At 65.6% G+C, this 14,947-nt stretch carries 17 protein-coding genes; 5 read left to right on the top strand and 12 right to left on the bottom strand.

Translation table 11 applies throughout. The features are described 5' to 3' along the window. The first annotated feature begins 169 nt into the window (after window positions 1-169). From AB0H00_RS26575 to AB0H00_RS26565, 3 genes are all read left to right on the top strand, one after another. On the top strand, window positions 170-526 hold the full coding sequence (locus tag AB0H00_RS26575; protein ID WP_357271494.1) for an SPW repeat protein: 357 nt from the start codon (window positions 170-172) through the stop codon (window positions 524-526). Next, a complete protein-coding gene (locus tag AB0H00_RS26570) occupies window positions 526-1,155 on the top strand; it encodes a TetR/AcrR family transcriptional regulator (protein ID WP_357271491.1) in 630 nt (209 codons plus the stop codon). The genes AB0H00_RS26575 and AB0H00_RS26570 overlap by 1 nt, the downstream gene beginning before the upstream one ends. 189 nt (window positions 1,156-1,344) lie before the next feature. After that, window positions 1,345-2,301 (top strand): type IV toxin-antitoxin system AbiEi family antitoxin domain-containing protein, encoded by a 957-nt coding sequence (locus AB0H00_RS26565; protein ID WP_357271488.1) that lies wholly within the window; start codon window positions 1,345-1,347, stop codon window positions 2,299-2,301. Window positions 2,302-2,480: 179 nt separating this feature from the next. On the opposite strand, the gene AB0H00_RS26560 is transcribed toward AB0H00_RS26565, so the two are convergent. Then, window positions 2,481-3,302 carry an alpha/beta hydrolase gene (locus AB0H00_RS26560; RefSeq protein WP_357271486.1) on the bottom strand — a complete coding sequence of 274 codons (822 nt, stop codon included), beginning with the start codon at window positions 3,300-3,302 and terminating at the stop codon, window positions 2,481-2,483. 241 nt (window positions 3,303-3,543) lie between these two features. Between AB0H00_RS26560 and AB0H00_RS26555 the strand changes: the two genes are divergently transcribed. Further along, window positions 3,544-4,200: a hypothetical protein gene (locus tag AB0H00_RS26555; protein ID WP_357271483.1), complete on the top strand. Its 657-nt coding sequence runs from the start codon at window positions 3,544-3,546 to the stop codon at window positions 4,198-4,200. Window positions 4,201-4,389: 189 nt separating this feature from the next. On the opposite strand, the gene AB0H00_RS26550 is transcribed toward AB0H00_RS26555, so the two are convergent. The 9 genes from AB0H00_RS26550 to hppD all read right to left on the bottom strand — a co-directional run bounded on the left by AB0H00_RS26550 (window position 4,390) and on the right by hppD (window position 12,024). Further along, entirely contained in the window at window positions 4,390-4,524 is a 135-nt protein-coding gene (locus AB0H00_RS26550) for a DUF5615 family PIN-like protein (protein ID WP_357271480.1), read from the bottom strand. Window positions 4,525-4,651: 127 nt separating this feature from the next. After that, window positions 4,652-5,842: an elongation factor Tu gene (gene tuf, locus AB0H00_RS26545; RefSeq protein ID WP_357271477.1), complete on the bottom strand. Its 1,191-nt coding sequence runs from the start codon at window positions 5,840-5,842 to the stop codon at window positions 4,652-4,654. Between the two features lie 113 nt (window positions 5,843-5,955). Beyond that, window positions 5,956-8,058: an elongation factor G gene (gene fusA / locus AB0H00_RS26540; protein WP_357271474.1), complete on the bottom strand. Its 2,103-nt coding sequence runs from the start codon at window positions 8,056-8,058 to the stop codon at window positions 5,956-5,958. Window positions 8,059-8,195: 137 nt separating this feature from the next. Next, on the bottom strand, window positions 8,196-8,666 hold the full coding sequence (rpsG, locus tag AB0H00_RS26535) for a 30S ribosomal protein S7 (protein WP_014988439.1): 471 nt from the start codon (window positions 8,664-8,666) through the stop codon (window positions 8,196-8,198). A gap of 1 nt (window position 8,667) precedes the next feature. Then, window positions 8,668-9,042 carry a 30S ribosomal protein S12 gene (gene rpsL, locus AB0H00_RS26530; RefSeq protein WP_014353064.1) on the bottom strand — a complete coding sequence of 125 codons (375 nt, stop codon included), beginning with the start codon at window positions 9,040-9,042 and terminating at the stop codon, window positions 8,668-8,670. Window positions 9,043-9,383: 341 nt separating this feature from the next. Then, complete coding sequence (locus tag AB0H00_RS26525; RefSeq protein WP_357271469.1) at window positions 9,384-9,947, bottom strand: DUF3558 domain-containing protein; 564 nt, start codon at window positions 9,945-9,947, stop codon at window positions 9,384-9,386. Between the two features lie 10 nt (window positions 9,948-9,957). Continuing rightward, window positions 9,958-10,485, bottom strand: a complete 528-nt coding sequence (locus tag AB0H00_RS26520; protein ID WP_357271465.1) for a DUF3558 domain-containing protein — start codon at window positions 10,483-10,485, stop codon at window positions 9,958-9,960. A gap of 56 nt (window positions 10,486-10,541) precedes the next feature. Then, window positions 10,542-10,748, bottom strand: coding sequence for a hypothetical protein (locus AB0H00_RS26515; RefSeq protein ID WP_357271462.1), 207 nt, complete (start codon window positions 10,746-10,748; stop codon window positions 10,542-10,544). A gap of 73 nt (window positions 10,749-10,821) precedes the next feature. Continuing rightward, window positions 10,822-12,024 (bottom strand): 4-hydroxyphenylpyruvate dioxygenase, encoded by a 1,203-nt coding sequence (gene hppD / locus AB0H00_RS26510; RefSeq protein WP_357271459.1) that lies wholly within the window; start codon window positions 12,022-12,024, stop codon window positions 10,822-10,824. Window positions 12,025-12,184: 160 nt separating this feature from the next. On the opposite strand from hppD, the gene AB0H00_RS26505 reads away from it, so the two are divergent. Continuing rightward, window positions 12,185-12,709, top strand: a complete 525-nt coding sequence (locus AB0H00_RS26505) for an Lrp/AsnC ligand binding domain-containing protein (protein ID WP_357271456.1) — start codon at window positions 12,185-12,187, stop codon at window positions 12,707-12,709. A 35-nt stretch (window positions 12,710-12,744) separates the two neighbouring features. On the opposite strand, the gene AB0H00_RS26500 is transcribed toward AB0H00_RS26505, so the two are convergent. After that, window positions 12,745-13,857: a winged helix DNA-binding domain-containing protein gene (locus tag AB0H00_RS26500; protein WP_357271453.1), complete on the bottom strand. Its 1,113-nt coding sequence runs from the start codon at window positions 13,855-13,857 to the stop codon at window positions 12,745-12,747. Between the two features lie 32 nt (window positions 13,858-13,889). After that, window positions 13,890-14,861, bottom strand: a complete 972-nt coding sequence (locus AB0H00_RS26495; RefSeq protein WP_357271450.1) for an NADPH:quinone oxidoreductase family protein — start codon at window positions 14,859-14,861, stop codon at window positions 13,890-13,892. Window positions 14,862-14,947: the final 86 nt, after the last annotated feature.

Raw genomic sequence — 14,947 nt, 5'->3', positions numbered from 1 at the left:
GACATGCGAAGCCCACCCTAACGTCTGCTTGTTTCCTCCCGCGGTGACGTCCGTCACGTCCGATCCGTCGAGGCAATAGCGGCACAATCGTTTCGCTCTAGATATTGATCGGTCGGTCAATCAGGGCTATACCGAGGAGAGGACATACTCACAGCCCGAGGAGGCACACATGTTCACCGAGAGCCGCGCGCAAGATTTACTGGCTGTCGTGCTCGGGATCTTCGCCGCACTGTCACCCATCTGGGTAGAGACGACCGACAAGGCCATGTGGTCGCTGATCGTGCTCGGCGTACTCATCGCACTCACCGGCCTCGCGCAGATGTCCCGACCCGCCATGGCGGCAGCGGACTACGCGATGGGCCTGTTCGGCGTGCTGTTGTTCCTATCCCCCTGGGTCATGGACTTCACGGAGTACCGCGGCGCATCCTGGACCGCATGGATAGTCGGAGTAGTGACGGCGGTGGTCGCGGTAGCGGCACTGCCGACCGTGTCGGGGCGCCTGCACGGCATGGTTCCGCATCACTGATGCAGATGCCGAAACCCCGGCGCGCCGGGCGTCGCCGTAGTGCGAAAGTCGACGGCGACGCCCGGCAGCTCATCCTGGATGCCGCTGAGAAACTCTTCGCGGCACAGGGATTCGACGCCACCGCGACCGCGGCCGTCGCCGCTGCGGCAGGCGTCCCCAAAGGACTGGTCTTCTACTACTTTCCGACCAAGGACTCGATACTCACCGCGCTGATGGCCGAGCGGATACCCCCGCGGCCGATCGCTGACATCGGTACCGTGGTGGCACCCGGCGATCCGGCGGCGAGCCTGGTCAATCTCGACGCCGCCCTGAACCTGCGCGACCACCATTCGTCGGTGCTTCGGGTGATCATGTGGCGCGAAGCCGACACCCACCCGGACGTGCGGCGCCAGGTCCGCCACCTGCGCGATCAAATGCTGGACGTGACCGCCAAGGTGCTCCAGGCGAGCGCGCCGGGTCCGGTCCGCCCCGGCACGCTCCGCGCGTGCGCTGCCGCGTGGGTCTCGGCAATGTTCGCCATCGCCAGCACGGACCGGTTGCACGCACTCGACGGCATCCCCCTCCCCACCGGGGACGAGGTGCTCAATGTCGCCCAGGTAGTCGCCGCGGGAATGACACAGCTCGGCTGACTTCGCGCATCCTCGTACACGCGCGGGCCGGGATCCGATCCGATCTCGACGTCGTGGCCGGCGGCGCGCGCACAGTAAGCCGGTGGCCGCGGTAAATCATCGGGAATGAAGTTATCCACAGCGGGCGTGTTGTCCACATTCGATGCTGAGGTGGGTGTTTGGTGACCGGCTGTGGAGCACGATCGGCGTATGGAAGCACCGCAACTGATCTCGCGGCGGCAGGCGCTCGCGTCCGGACTGTCCGATAAGGACCTGCGTCGTCTCTGCCGAACCGGAAGGTGGCAGCGGCTGCGGGCCGGGCACTACCTGAACTCGCCGGGATGCGACGTCAGCGTGACTGGTCGTCACCTGCTCATGGTGCTCGCAACCGCGGAGACAACGTGTGATTCCGCGATCACCAGCCACTGTTCCGCAGCGGTGCTGCACGGGATGTCGACCTGGGATATTCCGCTCGACCGTGTACATCTGACGAGGGATCGCATCAACGGCGGCCGCATGGGCCGGCGCGTCGTCGTGCACTCGGCACGGTTGGAGCCCCACGAGATCACCCTCGTCAACGGCATCCGGGTGACCACCCCTGCGCGGACGATCATTGATATCGCCCGCTCGGAAGGCTTCGAGCAGTCCGTCGCACTCGGCGATTCGGCGCTGCGCCAGGGGTTGACGACCATCGCCGAGCTACGGGAGCACGTGCGACAGGCACGGCACCGCCCCGGCTGCCGCAAGGCCGCGCAGGTCGTCGAGTTCCTGGACGGGCGCAGCGAGAGCATTGGTGAATCGCTCAGCAGGATCGTGCTGCACCGATGCGGACTCCCCGCCCCCGAACTGCAAGCACGTGTCTTCTCCGATGACGATATCTGTGTCGGCCGTTTCGACTTCCTGTTCCCCGACCTCGGCGTGGTCGCAGATTTCGACGGAAAGATCGAATACCAGAGCGCGCAACGCGACCCACACGCCCCGGAACAGAGGGCGGTCGGCGAGAAGAACTGCGAAGACCGCCTCCGCGCCCTCGGATGGATGGTGATCCGCTGGGCTTGGGACGATCTCGACGCCCCGGCTTTCCTTGCCGACCGCATCCATATGGCAGCACGGATAGCCGGCGGGTCCCAACGGCGCGGCTACTGGACCGCCACACCCAAACATTGACCTGCCTCCCGACCACGTGGCCGGCGGCCTGAGTATGGAATTCACGTACGCGGCAATGCCGAACCGACAGGCGTGCGGCATCCCGAAGAGCGAGATGGAGGTGCGAAGTCCGATGGGATGTGACGTACCCGCGTCCGTATGGAACGTGGATCATCCGCGTACCCGGGTTCGAGGTTGGACTAATTGGGCTGGGTGAGGAAGCTGGTGACGTCTTTGGCGAAGCGGGAGTCTTTGACCGTGCCCATGTGGCTGGCGCCAGGGTAGATGATCAAGTGCGAATTCGGGATTCCGTCGGCGGTGTGCCGGAAGTTGGCGGTGCTGTATGCGGCGTCTCGCTCGCCGCCGACGACGAGGGTAGGTGCTTGGATCTCGGAGAGGCGATCGGTCAGATCGAAACCGTCTTCGGCGCGGAGAAAAGCGTGCGTGTCGGCGGGATTCTTCGGACGGGCCACAGGATCGAAAAACCACAGCGCGGCGGCCGCGAGACGGGCGACCACCGGCGAGGCGGAGATGCCCGGCGCCAGGTGGTGCATCGCCCGGCGACCGTGCAGTACCGCCTCGGCGTAGCGCATCTGGCCTTCCTTGACGACCGGATCCAGCCGGTATCCTGACGACGCGATGACGAGGCGGCGCACGACCTCGGGATGATCGGCGGCGAGTTGCAGTGCGACAGAACCACCCGACGAGACGCCAAGAACGTCGACCGGCTCACCGAACTCGGTGCGCAGGGCGTCCGCATGCTCAGCGGCGATCTCTCTCATCGTGATGCCCTCGGCCATCCCGGGTGGACGGCTCACCGCATAGATGCGGAAGTGCCGCGCGAGTGGTTCGAACAGCTTGATCTCGGAATCACGCAGCCAGCCTTGCGGATTCGTGTGGTCCGGACTGAACCACCGCAGGAATACCAGAGGACGACCGGAGCCCATCGCCAGATACGGCATGCCGTGCTCTAGCACCCCTTCCTCGATCGCGAGTTCAGCAGCCAGGGCGGTCTTACTCATGATCCCTCCAAGTCGTCGGTCGTCATCTGTCGCCTTGACGCTAACGGAGCTCACCCTCCCTCCGCGATGACCTCCCAGGTCATGGAGCCGCAACCGCGGCAGCCATCGATGGCCCTGTGCGCGGTCGGTTTGTGCCTCGCACGTTCGCGCCTAACCGGACACAGCTATACCTGACAAGATGACGGGTTGGTCTGGTCGCCAGGGCCGGAAAGGACTGGGGCGCAGCGGCTACTGTTGCCGCATGCGGATTGCGGCACTTGTAGCCATTGCCCTGGTGCTGAGCGCCTGCTCCCAGACCACGGCAGGGAAACCACAGAGTTCGGCGGGTGGTTCGTCGCAGACGAACGCTTCGTCGGCGGCGCCCAGCCGGGAGAGTAGTTTGCAGGATCGGATCTCGTGGGTTCAGCAGGGGACACCGATCGATCTGGGAGGCTTTCATTCGGCCAGGATGGAGAACGGACCGGCTACCGACCTGAAGACCGACATCGCGTTCGTCAGCCCGACCGGCAAGATCAGCTGTATCACCGGTGTCGCCTACGGCATCGAGGGATTCGACTGCGAAGTCGAGCTGAAGGCACCGATGCCCCAGCCGAGCGAAGGCTATGGGAACTGGTTCGGCGGCTTTGTCTCCTACTCCGGGCAGCGGTTGACAGTCGGCCAATTCCGCGGCGACCCGGGGCTTTTCATTCATGGCAAAGGGCACACGCTGCCGTACGACAGCACCTTGACCTTCGGGAACTACACCTGCCGCCTCGCGACTACCGGCCTCACCTGCGTGAACCCCACCGAGCGCACCGGAGTGCAGATCAGCGACGAAGGCATCGTCCCGGTCGGCTGCCTGCAAGAAGTCCCCGAGTCGCAACGCGAATCCTCCGTCGGCCGCGCCTACGCCTGCTGAGCCGACCACACAGGCACTGCCGTCCACACAGTTATCAGCGTATTTCGACGATCTTCTCGCCAGCTCCGAGAAGCTCCAATACAGTCGGCAGGATTGGCAGGAAAGCAGCGAGAAGCGCTTTCCGGGAGCAATTGCCCATTCGGATCCACACGACAGCAGGCGCCGCAGCGTCGGGATGGCTCCTACCGATCAAATGAAGTCCTCGTCCTTCGAAATGATGACGGCGTCGCGCCGAAGGGCCTCATTCCACACTTCCGAGTCGGCGGCGGACGTCAAGTCGATGTCACAGACATGCACGGCGTCATGCCCCTCGTCGGTCAACACACGTGCACGTCGCAAGAATCAGAAAGCGATCTCATCCGCCGGCCTCCCGGACGCCGAAGCCGCTCCGGAATAGCGAACGGCGCCGCTCCATTCGGAGCGGCGCCGTTCAGTTCAGCGATTCAGCGAATCACTTGATGATCTTCGTGACGCGACCGGCGCCGACGGTGCGACCACCCTCGCGGATCGCGAAGCGCAGACCCTCGTCCATGGCGACCGGCTGGATCAGCTTGACGGCCATCTCGGTGTTGTCACCGGGCATAACCATCTCGGTGCCCTCGGGCAGGGTCACAACGCCCGTCACGTCAGTCGTACGGAAGTAGAACTGCGGACGGTAGTTGTTGAAGAACGGGGTGTGGCGGCCGCCCTCGTCCTTCGACAGGATGTACGCCTGGCCTTCGAACTCCGTGTGCGGAGTGGTGGTGCCCGGCTTCACGACGACCTGGCCGCGCTCCACATCCTCGCGCTTGATACCGCGAACCAGCAGACCGACGTTGTCACCGGCCTGGCCCTGGTCGAGCAGCTTGCGGAACATCTCGATGCCGGTGACCGTGGTCTTGGTCTTCTCCGTACGGATGCCGACGATCTCGACTTCCTCGTTCACGTTGATCACGCCACGCTCGACACGACCGGTGACGACGGTGCCACGACCCGTGATGGTGAACACGTCCTCGACCGGCATCAGGAACGGCTTGTCGGTCTCGCGCACCGGGTCCGGGATGGACTCGTCGACCGCGGCCATCAGCTCGAGAACCGACTCGGTCCACTTCGGGTCGCCCTCGAGCGCCTTCAGACCGGAGACCCGCACGACCGGCGCGTCCTCGTCGAACTCCTGCGAACCCAGCAGCTCGCGGACCTCCATCTCGACGAGCTCGAGGATCTCCTCGTCGTCGACCATGTCGGCCTTGTTCAGCGCGACCAGGATGTAGGGCACGCCGACCTGACGGGCGAGCAGCACGTGCTCACGGGTCTGCGGCATCGGCCCGTCGGTCGCGGCGACCACGAGGATGGCGCCGTCCATCTGCGCCGCACCGGTGATCATGTTCTTGATGTAGTCGGCGTGACCCGGCGCGTCGACGTGCGCATAGTGGCGCTTCTCCGTCTGGTATTCGACGTGGGAGATGTTGATCGTGATACCACGAGCCTTCTCCTCCGGCGCCTTGTCGATCTGATCGAACGCGAAGCTCTCGTTCAGATCCGGGTACTTGTCAGACAGCACCTTGGTGATCGCTGCGGTCAGCGTGGTCTTGCCGTGGTCGACGTGACCGATGGTGCCGATGTTGACGTGCGGCTTCGTCCGCTCGAACTTCGCCTTCGCCACTTCTTTGTCCTCCTGGACTTGTTGGTGCGTGCAGTTGCAGCAGTGCGGTTATTGAATGGGGTCGTGCTGACGCCCGGCTGTCGGGGCAAGTGTCCCACCTGCCCCGAACGGTGTTACTCGCCGGTCGCCTTGGCGATGATCTCCTTCGACACGTTGGCCGGAACCTCCGCGTACGAGTCGAACACCATGGAGTAGTTCGCCCGGCCCTGGGTCTTCGACCGCAGGTCACCGATGTAACCGAACATCTCCGAGAGCGGAACCAGCGCCTTGACGACACGGGCACCACTGCGTTCCTCCATGGCCTGGATCTGACCACGGCGGGAGTTCAGGTCGCCGATCACATCGCCCATGTAGTCCTCGGGCGTGATGACCTCGACCGCCATCAGCGGCTCGAGGATCACCGGACCGGCCTTGCGAGCCGCTTCCTTGAGCGCCTGCACGCCGGCGATCTTGAACGCCATTTCTGACGAGTCGACGTCGTGGTACGCGCCGTCGAGCAGCGTGACCTTCAGGTTCACCAGGGGGTAGCCCGCGAGCACACCGTACTGCATGGCGTCCTGCGCACCGGCGTCCACCGAAGGGATGTACTCCCTCGGCACGCGGCCACCGGTGACCTTGTTCTCGAATTCGTAGTGCGCGCCGTCCTCGCCGACGAACGGCTCGATGGCGATGACCACCTTCGCGAACTGGCCGGAGCCACCCGTCTGCTTCTTGTGGGTGTACTCGAGCTTCTCGACCCGCTTGGTGATCGTCTCGCGGTAGGCCACCTGCGGCTTGCCGACGTTCGCCTCGACCTTGAACTCGCGCTTCATGCGGTCGACCAGGATGTCGAGGTGGAGTTCGCCCATACCGCCGATGACGGTCTGACCGGTCTCCTGGTCCAGCTTGACCGAGAAGGTCGGGTCCTCTTCCGAGAGACGCTGGATCGCGGTGCCCAGCTTCTCCTGGTCGGACTTGGTCTTCGGCTCGATGGAAACCTCGATGACCGGGTCCGGGAAGGTCATGGACTCGAGCACGATCTGGTTCTGCGGATCGCACAGGGTGTCACCGGTGGTGGTGTCCTTGAGGCCGATGACCGCGTAGATGTGCCCCGCCGAGGCGGCGCCGACCGGGTTCTCCTTGTTGGAGTGCATCTGGAACAGCTTGCCCAGACGCTCCTTCTTGCCCTTGGTCGAGTTGATGACCTGGGCGCCGGAGTCGACCTTGCCGGAGTACACGCGGACGTAGGTCAGCTTGCCGAAGAACGGGTGCACCGCGATCTTGAACGCCAGGGCCGCGAACGGCTCGTCGGCGCTCGGCTTGCGGGTCAGCAGTTCCTCTTCCTTGCCGGGCGCATGGCCGGTGGTGGCCTCCACGTCCAGCGGCGAGGGCAGGTAGTCGATGACCGCGTCGAGCATGGGCTGCACGCCCTTGTTCTTGAACGCGGAGCCACAGAGCACCGGGTACAGCTCGGAGTTGACCGTCAGCTTGCGGATAGCGCCCTTGATCTCATCGATCGAGAGCTCCTCGCCGCCGAAGAACTTCTCCAGCAGCGCCTCGTCGGATTCGGCGACGGTCTCCAGCAGTTCCTGGCGGTACTGCTCGGCCTTCTCCTTCAGGTCCTCGGGGATCTCGACGACCTCGTACTGCTCGCCGAGCTTGGTCTCACCCCGCCAGACCTTGGCGTTGTTCTCGACCAGGTCGATGATGCCCTCGAAGGTGTCCTCCGCACCGATCGGCAGCTGGAGGACCAGCGGCTTGGCGCCGAGGCGGTCTTTGATGGTCTGCACGGTGAAGTAGAAATCCGCACCGAGCTTGTCCATCTTGTTGACGAAGCAGATTCGCGGCACGTCGTACTTATCGGCCTGACGCCACACCTGCTCGGACTGCGGCTCGACGCCCTCTTTGCCGTCGAACACCGCAACGGCGCCGTCGAGCACGCGCAGCGACCGCTCCACCTCGACGGTGAAGTCGACGTGCCCGGGGGTGTCGATGATGTTGATCTGGTTGTCGTTCCAGAAGCATGTGGTAGCCGCGGAGGTGATGGTGATACCACGCTCCTGCTCCTGCTCCATCCAGTCCATCGTGGCAGCGCCGTCGTGGACCTCACCGATCTTGTAGGTGATACCGGTGTAGAAGAGGATGCGTTCAGTTGTGGTCGTCTTGCCCGCATCGATGTGGGCCATGATGCCGATGTTGCGGACCTTGTTCAGGTCGGTGAGCACGTCCTGTGCCACGGAAATCTTCCCCGCTCGTAGCTAGTTGGGATTATCGGGGACGACCCTGTGGTCGTCTCTATGTCAACGCCGGGCGCGGCAGGTAAGTGCCGCGCTCCGGCTGTGCCTCCCGACCCAGACGACGGGCCGGGCAGACGTCACCAGCGGTAGTGCGCGAAGGCCCGGTTGGACTCGGCCATCTTGTGGGTGTCCTCACGACGCTTGACGGAGGCACCGAGGCCGTTGCTGGCGTCGAGCAGCTCGTTGGCCAGACGCTCGACCATCGTCTTCTCCCGCCGCGCACGCGAGAAGTTGACCAGCCAGCGCAGGGCCAGGGTGTTGGCGCGGCCCGGACGGACCTCGACCGGAACCTGGTAGGTGGCGCCACCGACGCGGCGGGGCTTCACCTCCAGCGACGGCTTGACATTGTCCAGCGCGCGCTTCAGCGTGACGACCGGGTCGGTGCCGGTCTTGTCGCGCGCCTGCTCCAGCGCGCCGTAGACGATGCGCTCGGCAGTGGACTTCTTGCCATCCAGCAGGATCTTGTTGACCAGCTGAGTAACTAGCGGCGAACCGTAGACCGGGTCGTTGATCAGCGGACGCTTGGGTGCGGGGCCCTTGCGTGGCATATCAGCTCTTCTCCTTCTTGGCGCCGTAACGGCTGCGGGCCTGCTTGCGGTTCTTCACACCCTGCGTGTCGAGCGAGCCACGGATGATCTTGTAGCGGACACCGGGGAGGTCCTTCACACGACCGCCGCGCACGAGCACCATCGAGTGCTCCTGCAGGTTGTGGCCCTCACCCGGGATGTAGGCCGTGACCTCGACCGCGCTGGTCAGGCGAACACGCGCGACCTTGCGCAGCGCGGAGTTCGGCTTCTTCGGGGTCGTGGTGTACACACGGGTGCACACGCCACGACGCTGCGGGCTCCCCTTCAGGGCCGCGGTCTTCGTCTTGGCGACCTTGTCGCGGCGACCCTTGCGGACCAGCTGGTTGATGGTTGGCATAGACCGGCTTTCCTTATTAGTTAACGCGGTGTCTGGAACTTCATGTCTGTTCAGTTGGCGACGTTCCCGGGACCCTTCGTGGTCACGCAAGCTTTCGCCTCCGGGCCCGTCGTTCACGTCGCTGTCATCGAGCTTTCACTCGCACGTCCGGCCACGTTTCTCGCGTCCCGAGGTCGGGCGTGTCGCACGCGGCGCAAGGCCCGAAATCCGGGCACGCTGGAGTAGTCAGCCGCTTTCGCTGGCCTACGATCACGCACGAACCTGCCCGCATGCTTCCGGGCACAGCGGTCCACGATACCCGCGGCCGGGACACAGGGTCAAAGCGGGTGGTATGGACCCCGCTACCGCGCCAAATTCAAGGTCAACTCGACCAGCTTCTTCGCTGCCCCGCACGGGTCGGGATGACTGGAGCCCGGACGGTAGTTGACCCAGAAGCCGATGACGCCTTGATCCGCCGCGCCCGCGCTGACGCCGCAGGAGTCCGGATCGTTGGGACGGCGCGTCTCCAGCGCACGCCTGCCCTCGACGGTGATGTTGTTGGTGATGTAGCCGAGCTTGTCGTTGTTGGCCTTCTCGTTGTTCAGCGCACCGATCTCGTACCAATTGAGCGTCACCATGGCGTTGCCGCCGGGCGCGCCCTGCAGGTCCCACATGCAGACCGCGCCGTAGAAGGACGGCTGAACGAGGGAGTCCGTACCCACCGCCTTGGCGATGTCCTCGCTGGTGACAACCTCGCATTCACGCAGCAGCTTGTCGAAATCGGTGTTGACGGTGTCCCCGGTACCGGATCCGGCCGGATAGGCGGACCCACTGACCGTTCGGCCGCACCCCGCGGCGCCGAACACGAGGGTCAACAGGGCGACCGCGGCGAATATTCCGCGGGTGTAGCCGCGCCGAAGTGTCATCGGTCCTCCCCTACCCCAGCCGTTGCACGGTCAGTTCCGCCAGCTTGTGCATGCGGTCGCACGGATTGCCGTTGGCGCCGAACAGGCCGAAGGACATCGACCATTCGAAGAAGTCGTCGTCGAGCCGCACCGCGAGGTCGCAAACCTGCCCGCTCGGCTCGAGCGCCTGAAAACCGGTACGCCCTCCGACTTCGATCGTCTGCGGATTGCGGCCCTGAGTGGAGACCCATGCCTTCTCTCGCTCGATCGGGCTGCCCCGGTAGGAGGCGAAGGTGACGCTGGACGAACCGGTCCCCGCGGACTGCCAATTGCAGCCCACCGAGTTCTTCAGCACCTGGGAGATCTGGCCGAGACCCGCGATATCGCGCACCTCGTCGTCGGTCACGTGCCCGCATTCGCCGACGAACGGGCCGAGCGCGGCCACCTTCGGCGGCGGCCGCAGCGAGGTCTGGGAGTCGTCCGTGTCGCCTCCCGAACCGCACGCTGTCAGCATCAACGCCAGCACCGCCGCGCAGCCGACCAACGCCCCTATCCGCATAGCTGCACTCTACCCACGGCGTGGCATTCGGGTCCGGATCGCGCGAGCGGCAAAGGTTATCCGCCCTCGACGCGCAGCACGTAAGTGTCTATGGGCGCGATATAGACGCACTCCGCCCGCCCGGTCTTGAAGTTCGACATCGCCGTCAGGCACGCGTCCAGATTCGGGTGATAGCTGGAGGGCGGCACCGCCCGCGCGGTCGGACCCGCGCCACCGCACAGCGCGATGACGATCGAAGCCACCGCGGCGGTTTTCCCGGCCACCGCGACCCTCCCCCCGTGTCCGGCGAATGATCCGACCAGGAGAGTACTGCTAAATACACAGTGCGACAACCGATCACAAATTGCCGCGGGCCTCCTGTTCGCGTTCGATCGCCTGGAACAGCGCCTTGAAATTGCCCTTGCCGAAGCCGAGGGAGCCGTGCCGCTCGATGAGCTCGAAGAAGACGGTGGGACGGTCGGTGAGCGGTCTGGTGAAGATCTGCAGGAGATAGCCGTCCTCGTCGCGATCTACCAGGATGCCGCGGCCCTGTAATTCCTCGACCGGCACGCGGACCCGGCCGATGCGGGCGCGCAGTTCGGGGTCCTCGTAGTAGGCGGCGGGCGTGTCGAGGAATTCGACGCCCTCGCGGCGCAGCGCGTCGACACAGGCGAGGATGTCGCCGGTGGCGAGCGCGATGTGCTGCACACCGGGGCCGCGGTAGAACTCGAGGTATTCATCGATCTGCGAGCGCTTCTTGCCGGCGGCGGGTTCGTTGAGCGGAAACTTCACCCGGTGGTTTCCATTGGCGACCACCTTGCTCATCAGCGCCGAATACTCGGTGGCGATGTCGTCGCCGACGAACTCGGCCATGTTGGTGAAACCCATGACGCGGCGGTAGAACTCGACCCACTGGTCCATCTGCCCGAGTTCCACATTGCCCACGACGTGGTCGATCGCCTGGAACAGTCGAATGGGCGAGCCCGCCCGCCGCTGATAGTTCGAGCGCCGATGTACATAGCCGGGCAGATAGGGGCCGTGGTAACGGGACCGGTCGACCAGCGTGTGCCGGGTCTCGCCGTAAGTGGCCAGCGCGGCCGAGCGGACAGTGCCGAAGTCGTCGGTGTCGTCGTGTGGTTCGACCAGGATGGTGGCGCCTTGCGTGCGGGCCCATGCCATACAGCGATCCACGTCCGACACCTCTAGCGCGATGTCGACCACACCGTCCCCGTGCCGATCGTGATGGGTAATCAGCGTACTGCTCGGGTCGACTGCCCCGGTAATCACGAAACACGCTGAGCCACTGCGTAAGACGAACGCTTTGTGGTCACGGTTTCCGGTCTCGGGACCGGAGTATGCCTCCAGCCGCATCCCGAAAGCGGATTCCAGGAAGTGCGCGGTCTGTGTGGCGTTGCCGACCACCCAGACCAGCGCGTCCCAGCCGACCACGGGGAAGGGGTCGCCGCTGTCGTCGTGGTCGACCAGCCCGACGAGCGTAGGCAGCTCGCCGTCGCTGGGGGCGGTGCCGCGCCGGGCATCGGGCAGGTGATCGATGGTCATGCTCCAAGGAAATCGCCGGGTCGGCACGGTAGGCAACAGCACCAATTATCGATAGACAGTGTGGCGAATTCGCCTAGGAAATCACGCGGAATGCTGGACAATCTGAATAGTATTTGCAAGACAGACCGCAAGCTGGTCCATGCCCCGAACGGAGGCCGTCATGTCGCGCACGCCCGCGAAAATCGACGAACTCGATCTCGCCATCCTCACCGCGATGCATGAGCACCAGAAAGCGGGCATTCTCGAGCTGTCCCGCCGCACCCGGGTCGCCAGGGCCACGGTGCAATCCCGGATCGGGCGTATGGAGGAGTCCGGCGTGATCGCCTCTTACGACCCGCAAATCGACGTCACCGCGGCCGGGTTCGACGTGCAGGCGTTCGTCACGTTGGAGATCGCACAGGGCGCTCTCGACACCGTCGCGGCCGAACTAGACGCCATCCCCGGCGTGCTCGAGGCCTACGCGACCACCGGCTCCGGCGACGTGCTCTGCCGGATCGGCGCCGACTCGCACGCTGGACTGCAGGCCGCGTTGCTGAGCATCGACCGGACCTCGTCGGTGGTGCGCTCGCACAGCGTCATCGTGCTGTCGACGGTGGTGGCACGCCGCTCGCTGCCGCTGCTGCGCACGGTGAGTCCGGCCGCTACCACCAAGGCGCCCGCATACCGCTCGACCCACGAACCGTAGCCGCGGCAACCGTTCGATCGAGGTGCTTTCCACGCTCAGGGACGCAGGCCGGCGTCCACGTCGAGGATTTCCACGCTGGCCCGCCTGCCTGCCTCCAGAAAGCCGAGCAGGGCGTGCGCTTCGGCCGCAACGTCGGCGCTTTCCTTCTTGGTCCACGTCCGGGTCGGGCTGATCCGGAGCCGGGCGGTCTCGGCGGTGACGAAGACTTTGTACAGACCCGCGAGGAACCCGTCGACCAGCACCGGAGACACTTGCGCCGCGAAGGCGCGCAGCGGAGGGGCCGCACCATCCGGCACGATCCTGGCCCGATCCCGATGGGAGAGAAGGGCATTGTCGTACCAGCCGAGCAGGCGCACGGGAGCGGGCATGTCAGGGTCGGCGAGCTCGCCGTCGGCGACGTCGTAGAGAGTCCGTCCGCGCTCGTCGGTGTAAGTGCGCACGCGGTCGCCGAGTTCGTCGATCGCCCGCTTCATGCCGAGCAGTTTCGACCAGGTCTGCATGTCCATGGTGCAGGCCGGGCCGAAAGCGCGCAGATATCGGACGAGCAACTCCGCCAGCGGGTAGCTCGGGTCGAGCGGAGCGGCGAGCCACGGCTCGACCCGGGACCAGATCGGCCTGCTGTTGTCTTTCCACGTGCCCCGCGGCGGGGTCTGCAGCACCGATAGCTGATAGAGCCAGGTCTGCACCACCGCGCCGGCGTTGCGGTCCGGATAGAGTTCGGTAGCACGGGCGCGCAGCTCCGCAGCGGACATCGGCTCGTCGCCGAGAACCGCCTCGCCGTGCCCGCGCACCTCCTCCGGGTCGAGTCCGACCATCGCGCCGTAGTTGAATCCCTTGCGGAACGGCACTTTCTCCAGTTCCGGCTGCACGTGCGGCGCGATGCGTAGCGCGTCGGGCGGGGTGACCAGGTGAATCGTGCCGCGCATCAGGGTGATGCGGACCAGCGAGCGGTCTTGCAGCGCGTCCGACACCGTCGTCGGATCGAAATCCGCGAGCCGGCTCCATAGTCCGACGAACGGCGGCAGCGAATCCTGCGCCTGCAGCCCGACGAGATGGTCACACATCTGGTGCACGGTGCGCGAGGAGCGCTCCAGCAAGTGCTGGCGGGCGAGCAGGGTGCGATTCAGCACCCGGGTGGACAGCTTCATAGCGCACTCCAGAGACGGCAGGTCCGTGCGCGTCAGCGCAGCGTGACAACAACCTTGCCGGTGGCGGTGCGGTTGTCCAGCGAGGCGACCGCCTCGGCCGCCTTGTCCAGCGGGTACAGCGCCGGCTCCGGAGGCGCGATTTCGCCGGAGGCGAGCAAAGGCTCCACCTCGGCCCACTGCTCGGCCAGATACCCCGGATGCGACATTACCCATTCGCCCCACAATGCGCCGACCACCTCGACGTTCTTCAGCAGCAGCCGGTTCACCTTGACGGTGGGGATCTCGCCGGCGGTGAACCCGACCACCAGCAACCGGCCCGCCGAGGCGAGCGAACGAACACTGTCGGTGAAGCGGTCGCCGCCGACTGGGTCGAGCACGATGTCCACGCCGCGGCCGGCGGTCAATTCCTGCACCGCCGCGAGCCAGCCGTCGGCGAGCACTACGTCGCTGGCTCCGTTGGCGCGGGCCACCGCGGCCTTCGCCTCCGTGCTCACCACTGCGATCACCCGACCCGCGCCGAGCGCGGCCGCCATCCGCAGAGTCGAGGTGCCGATGCCGCCCGCGGCGCCGTGCACGAGCACGGTCTCGCCCTCGGCCAGCCTGCCGCGGTTACGCAGGCAGAAGTGCACGGTCAGATCGTTGAACAGGATGCCGGCGCCCGCCTCCAGCGAAACGTTGTCCGGCAGCCGGAACACCATCTGCGCGGGCGCGACGGCCACCTCGGCCATGGCGTTGCCGCGCAGAGTCAGTGCGACCACCCGGTCACCGACCTCGACGTGCGAGTCCTCCGGCGCCTCGCGCACGATGCCCGCAACCTCGCCGCCGACGACGAACGGCAGCTCGGGCTTCACCTGGTACAGGCCACGCGTCATCAGCACGTCCGGGAACGCGACACCTGCCGCGTGCACGTCGATCACGACACCACCCCGGGACGCGGGCTCCGGGATGTCCACGACCTGGATCGCCTGCGGTCCTTCCAGTTTGCTGACCTGGGCTGCGCGCATGTGCTGACCTCTCTGTCTCGTGGCGGCGGGTGGCCTCGCCGACGCCGCCGGAACCAACCTAACCGGCCGCCGCGGACCAGTGTCCG

Origin of the sequence: Nocardia sp. NPDC023852 (assembly GCF_040639505.1) — a bacterium.
Lineage (GTDB): Bacteria > Actinomycetota > Actinomycetes > Mycobacteriales > Mycobacteriaceae > Nocardia.
This window is presented reverse-complemented; position numbering and strand designations above follow the sequence as displayed.

Bases quoted from the DNA above. Each gene is read 5' to 3' on its own strand.
- rpsL (WP_014353064.1), bottom strand. From the start codon at position 9,042: ATGCCAACCATCAACCAGCTGGTCCGCAAGGGTCGCCGCGACAAGGTC.
- AB0H00_RS26500 (WP_357271453.1), bottom strand. From the start codon at position 13,857: ATGAAGCTGTCCACCCGGGTGCTGAATCGCACCCTGCTCGCCCGCCAG.
- AB0H00_RS26505 (WP_357271456.1), top strand. From the start codon at position 12,185: ATGTCGCGCACGCCCGCGAAAATCGACGAACTCGATCTCGCCATCCTC.
- AB0H00_RS26525 (WP_357271469.1), bottom strand. From the start codon at position 9,947: ATGACACTTCGGCGCGGCTACACCCGCGGAATATTCGCCGCGGTCGCC.
- AB0H00_RS26570 (WP_357271491.1), top strand. From the start codon at position 526: ATGCAGATGCCGAAACCCCGGCGCGCCGGGCGTCGCCGTAGTGCGAAA.
- AB0H00_RS26520 (WP_357271465.1), bottom strand. From the start codon at position 10,485: ATGCGGATAGGGGCGTTGGTCGGCTGCGCGGCGGTGCTGGCGTTGATG.
- AB0H00_RS26555 (WP_357271483.1), top strand. From the start codon at position 3,544: ATGCGGATTGCGGCACTTGTAGCCATTGCCCTGGTGCTGAGCGCCTGC.
- AB0H00_RS26560 (WP_357271486.1), bottom strand. From the start codon at position 3,302: ATGAGTAAGACCGCCCTGGCTGCTGAACTCGCGATCGAGGAAGGGGTG.
- AB0H00_RS26565 (WP_357271488.1), top strand. From the start codon at position 1,345: ATGGAAGCACCGCAACTGATCTCGCGGCGGCAGGCGCTCGCGTCCGGA.
- hppD (WP_357271459.1), bottom strand. From the start codon at position 12,024: ATGACCATCGATCACCTGCCCGATGCCCGGCGCGGCACCGCCCCCAGC.
- AB0H00_RS26575 (WP_357271494.1), top strand. From the start codon at position 170: ATGTTCACCGAGAGCCGCGCGCAAGATTTACTGGCTGTCGTGCTCGGG.
- AB0H00_RS26495 (WP_357271450.1), bottom strand. From the start codon at position 14,861: ATGCGCGCAGCCCAGGTCAGCAAACTGGAAGGACCGCAGGCGATCCAG.
- rpsG (WP_014988439.1), bottom strand. From the start codon at position 8,666: ATGCCACGCAAGGGCCCCGCACCCAAGCGTCCGCTGATCAACGACCCG.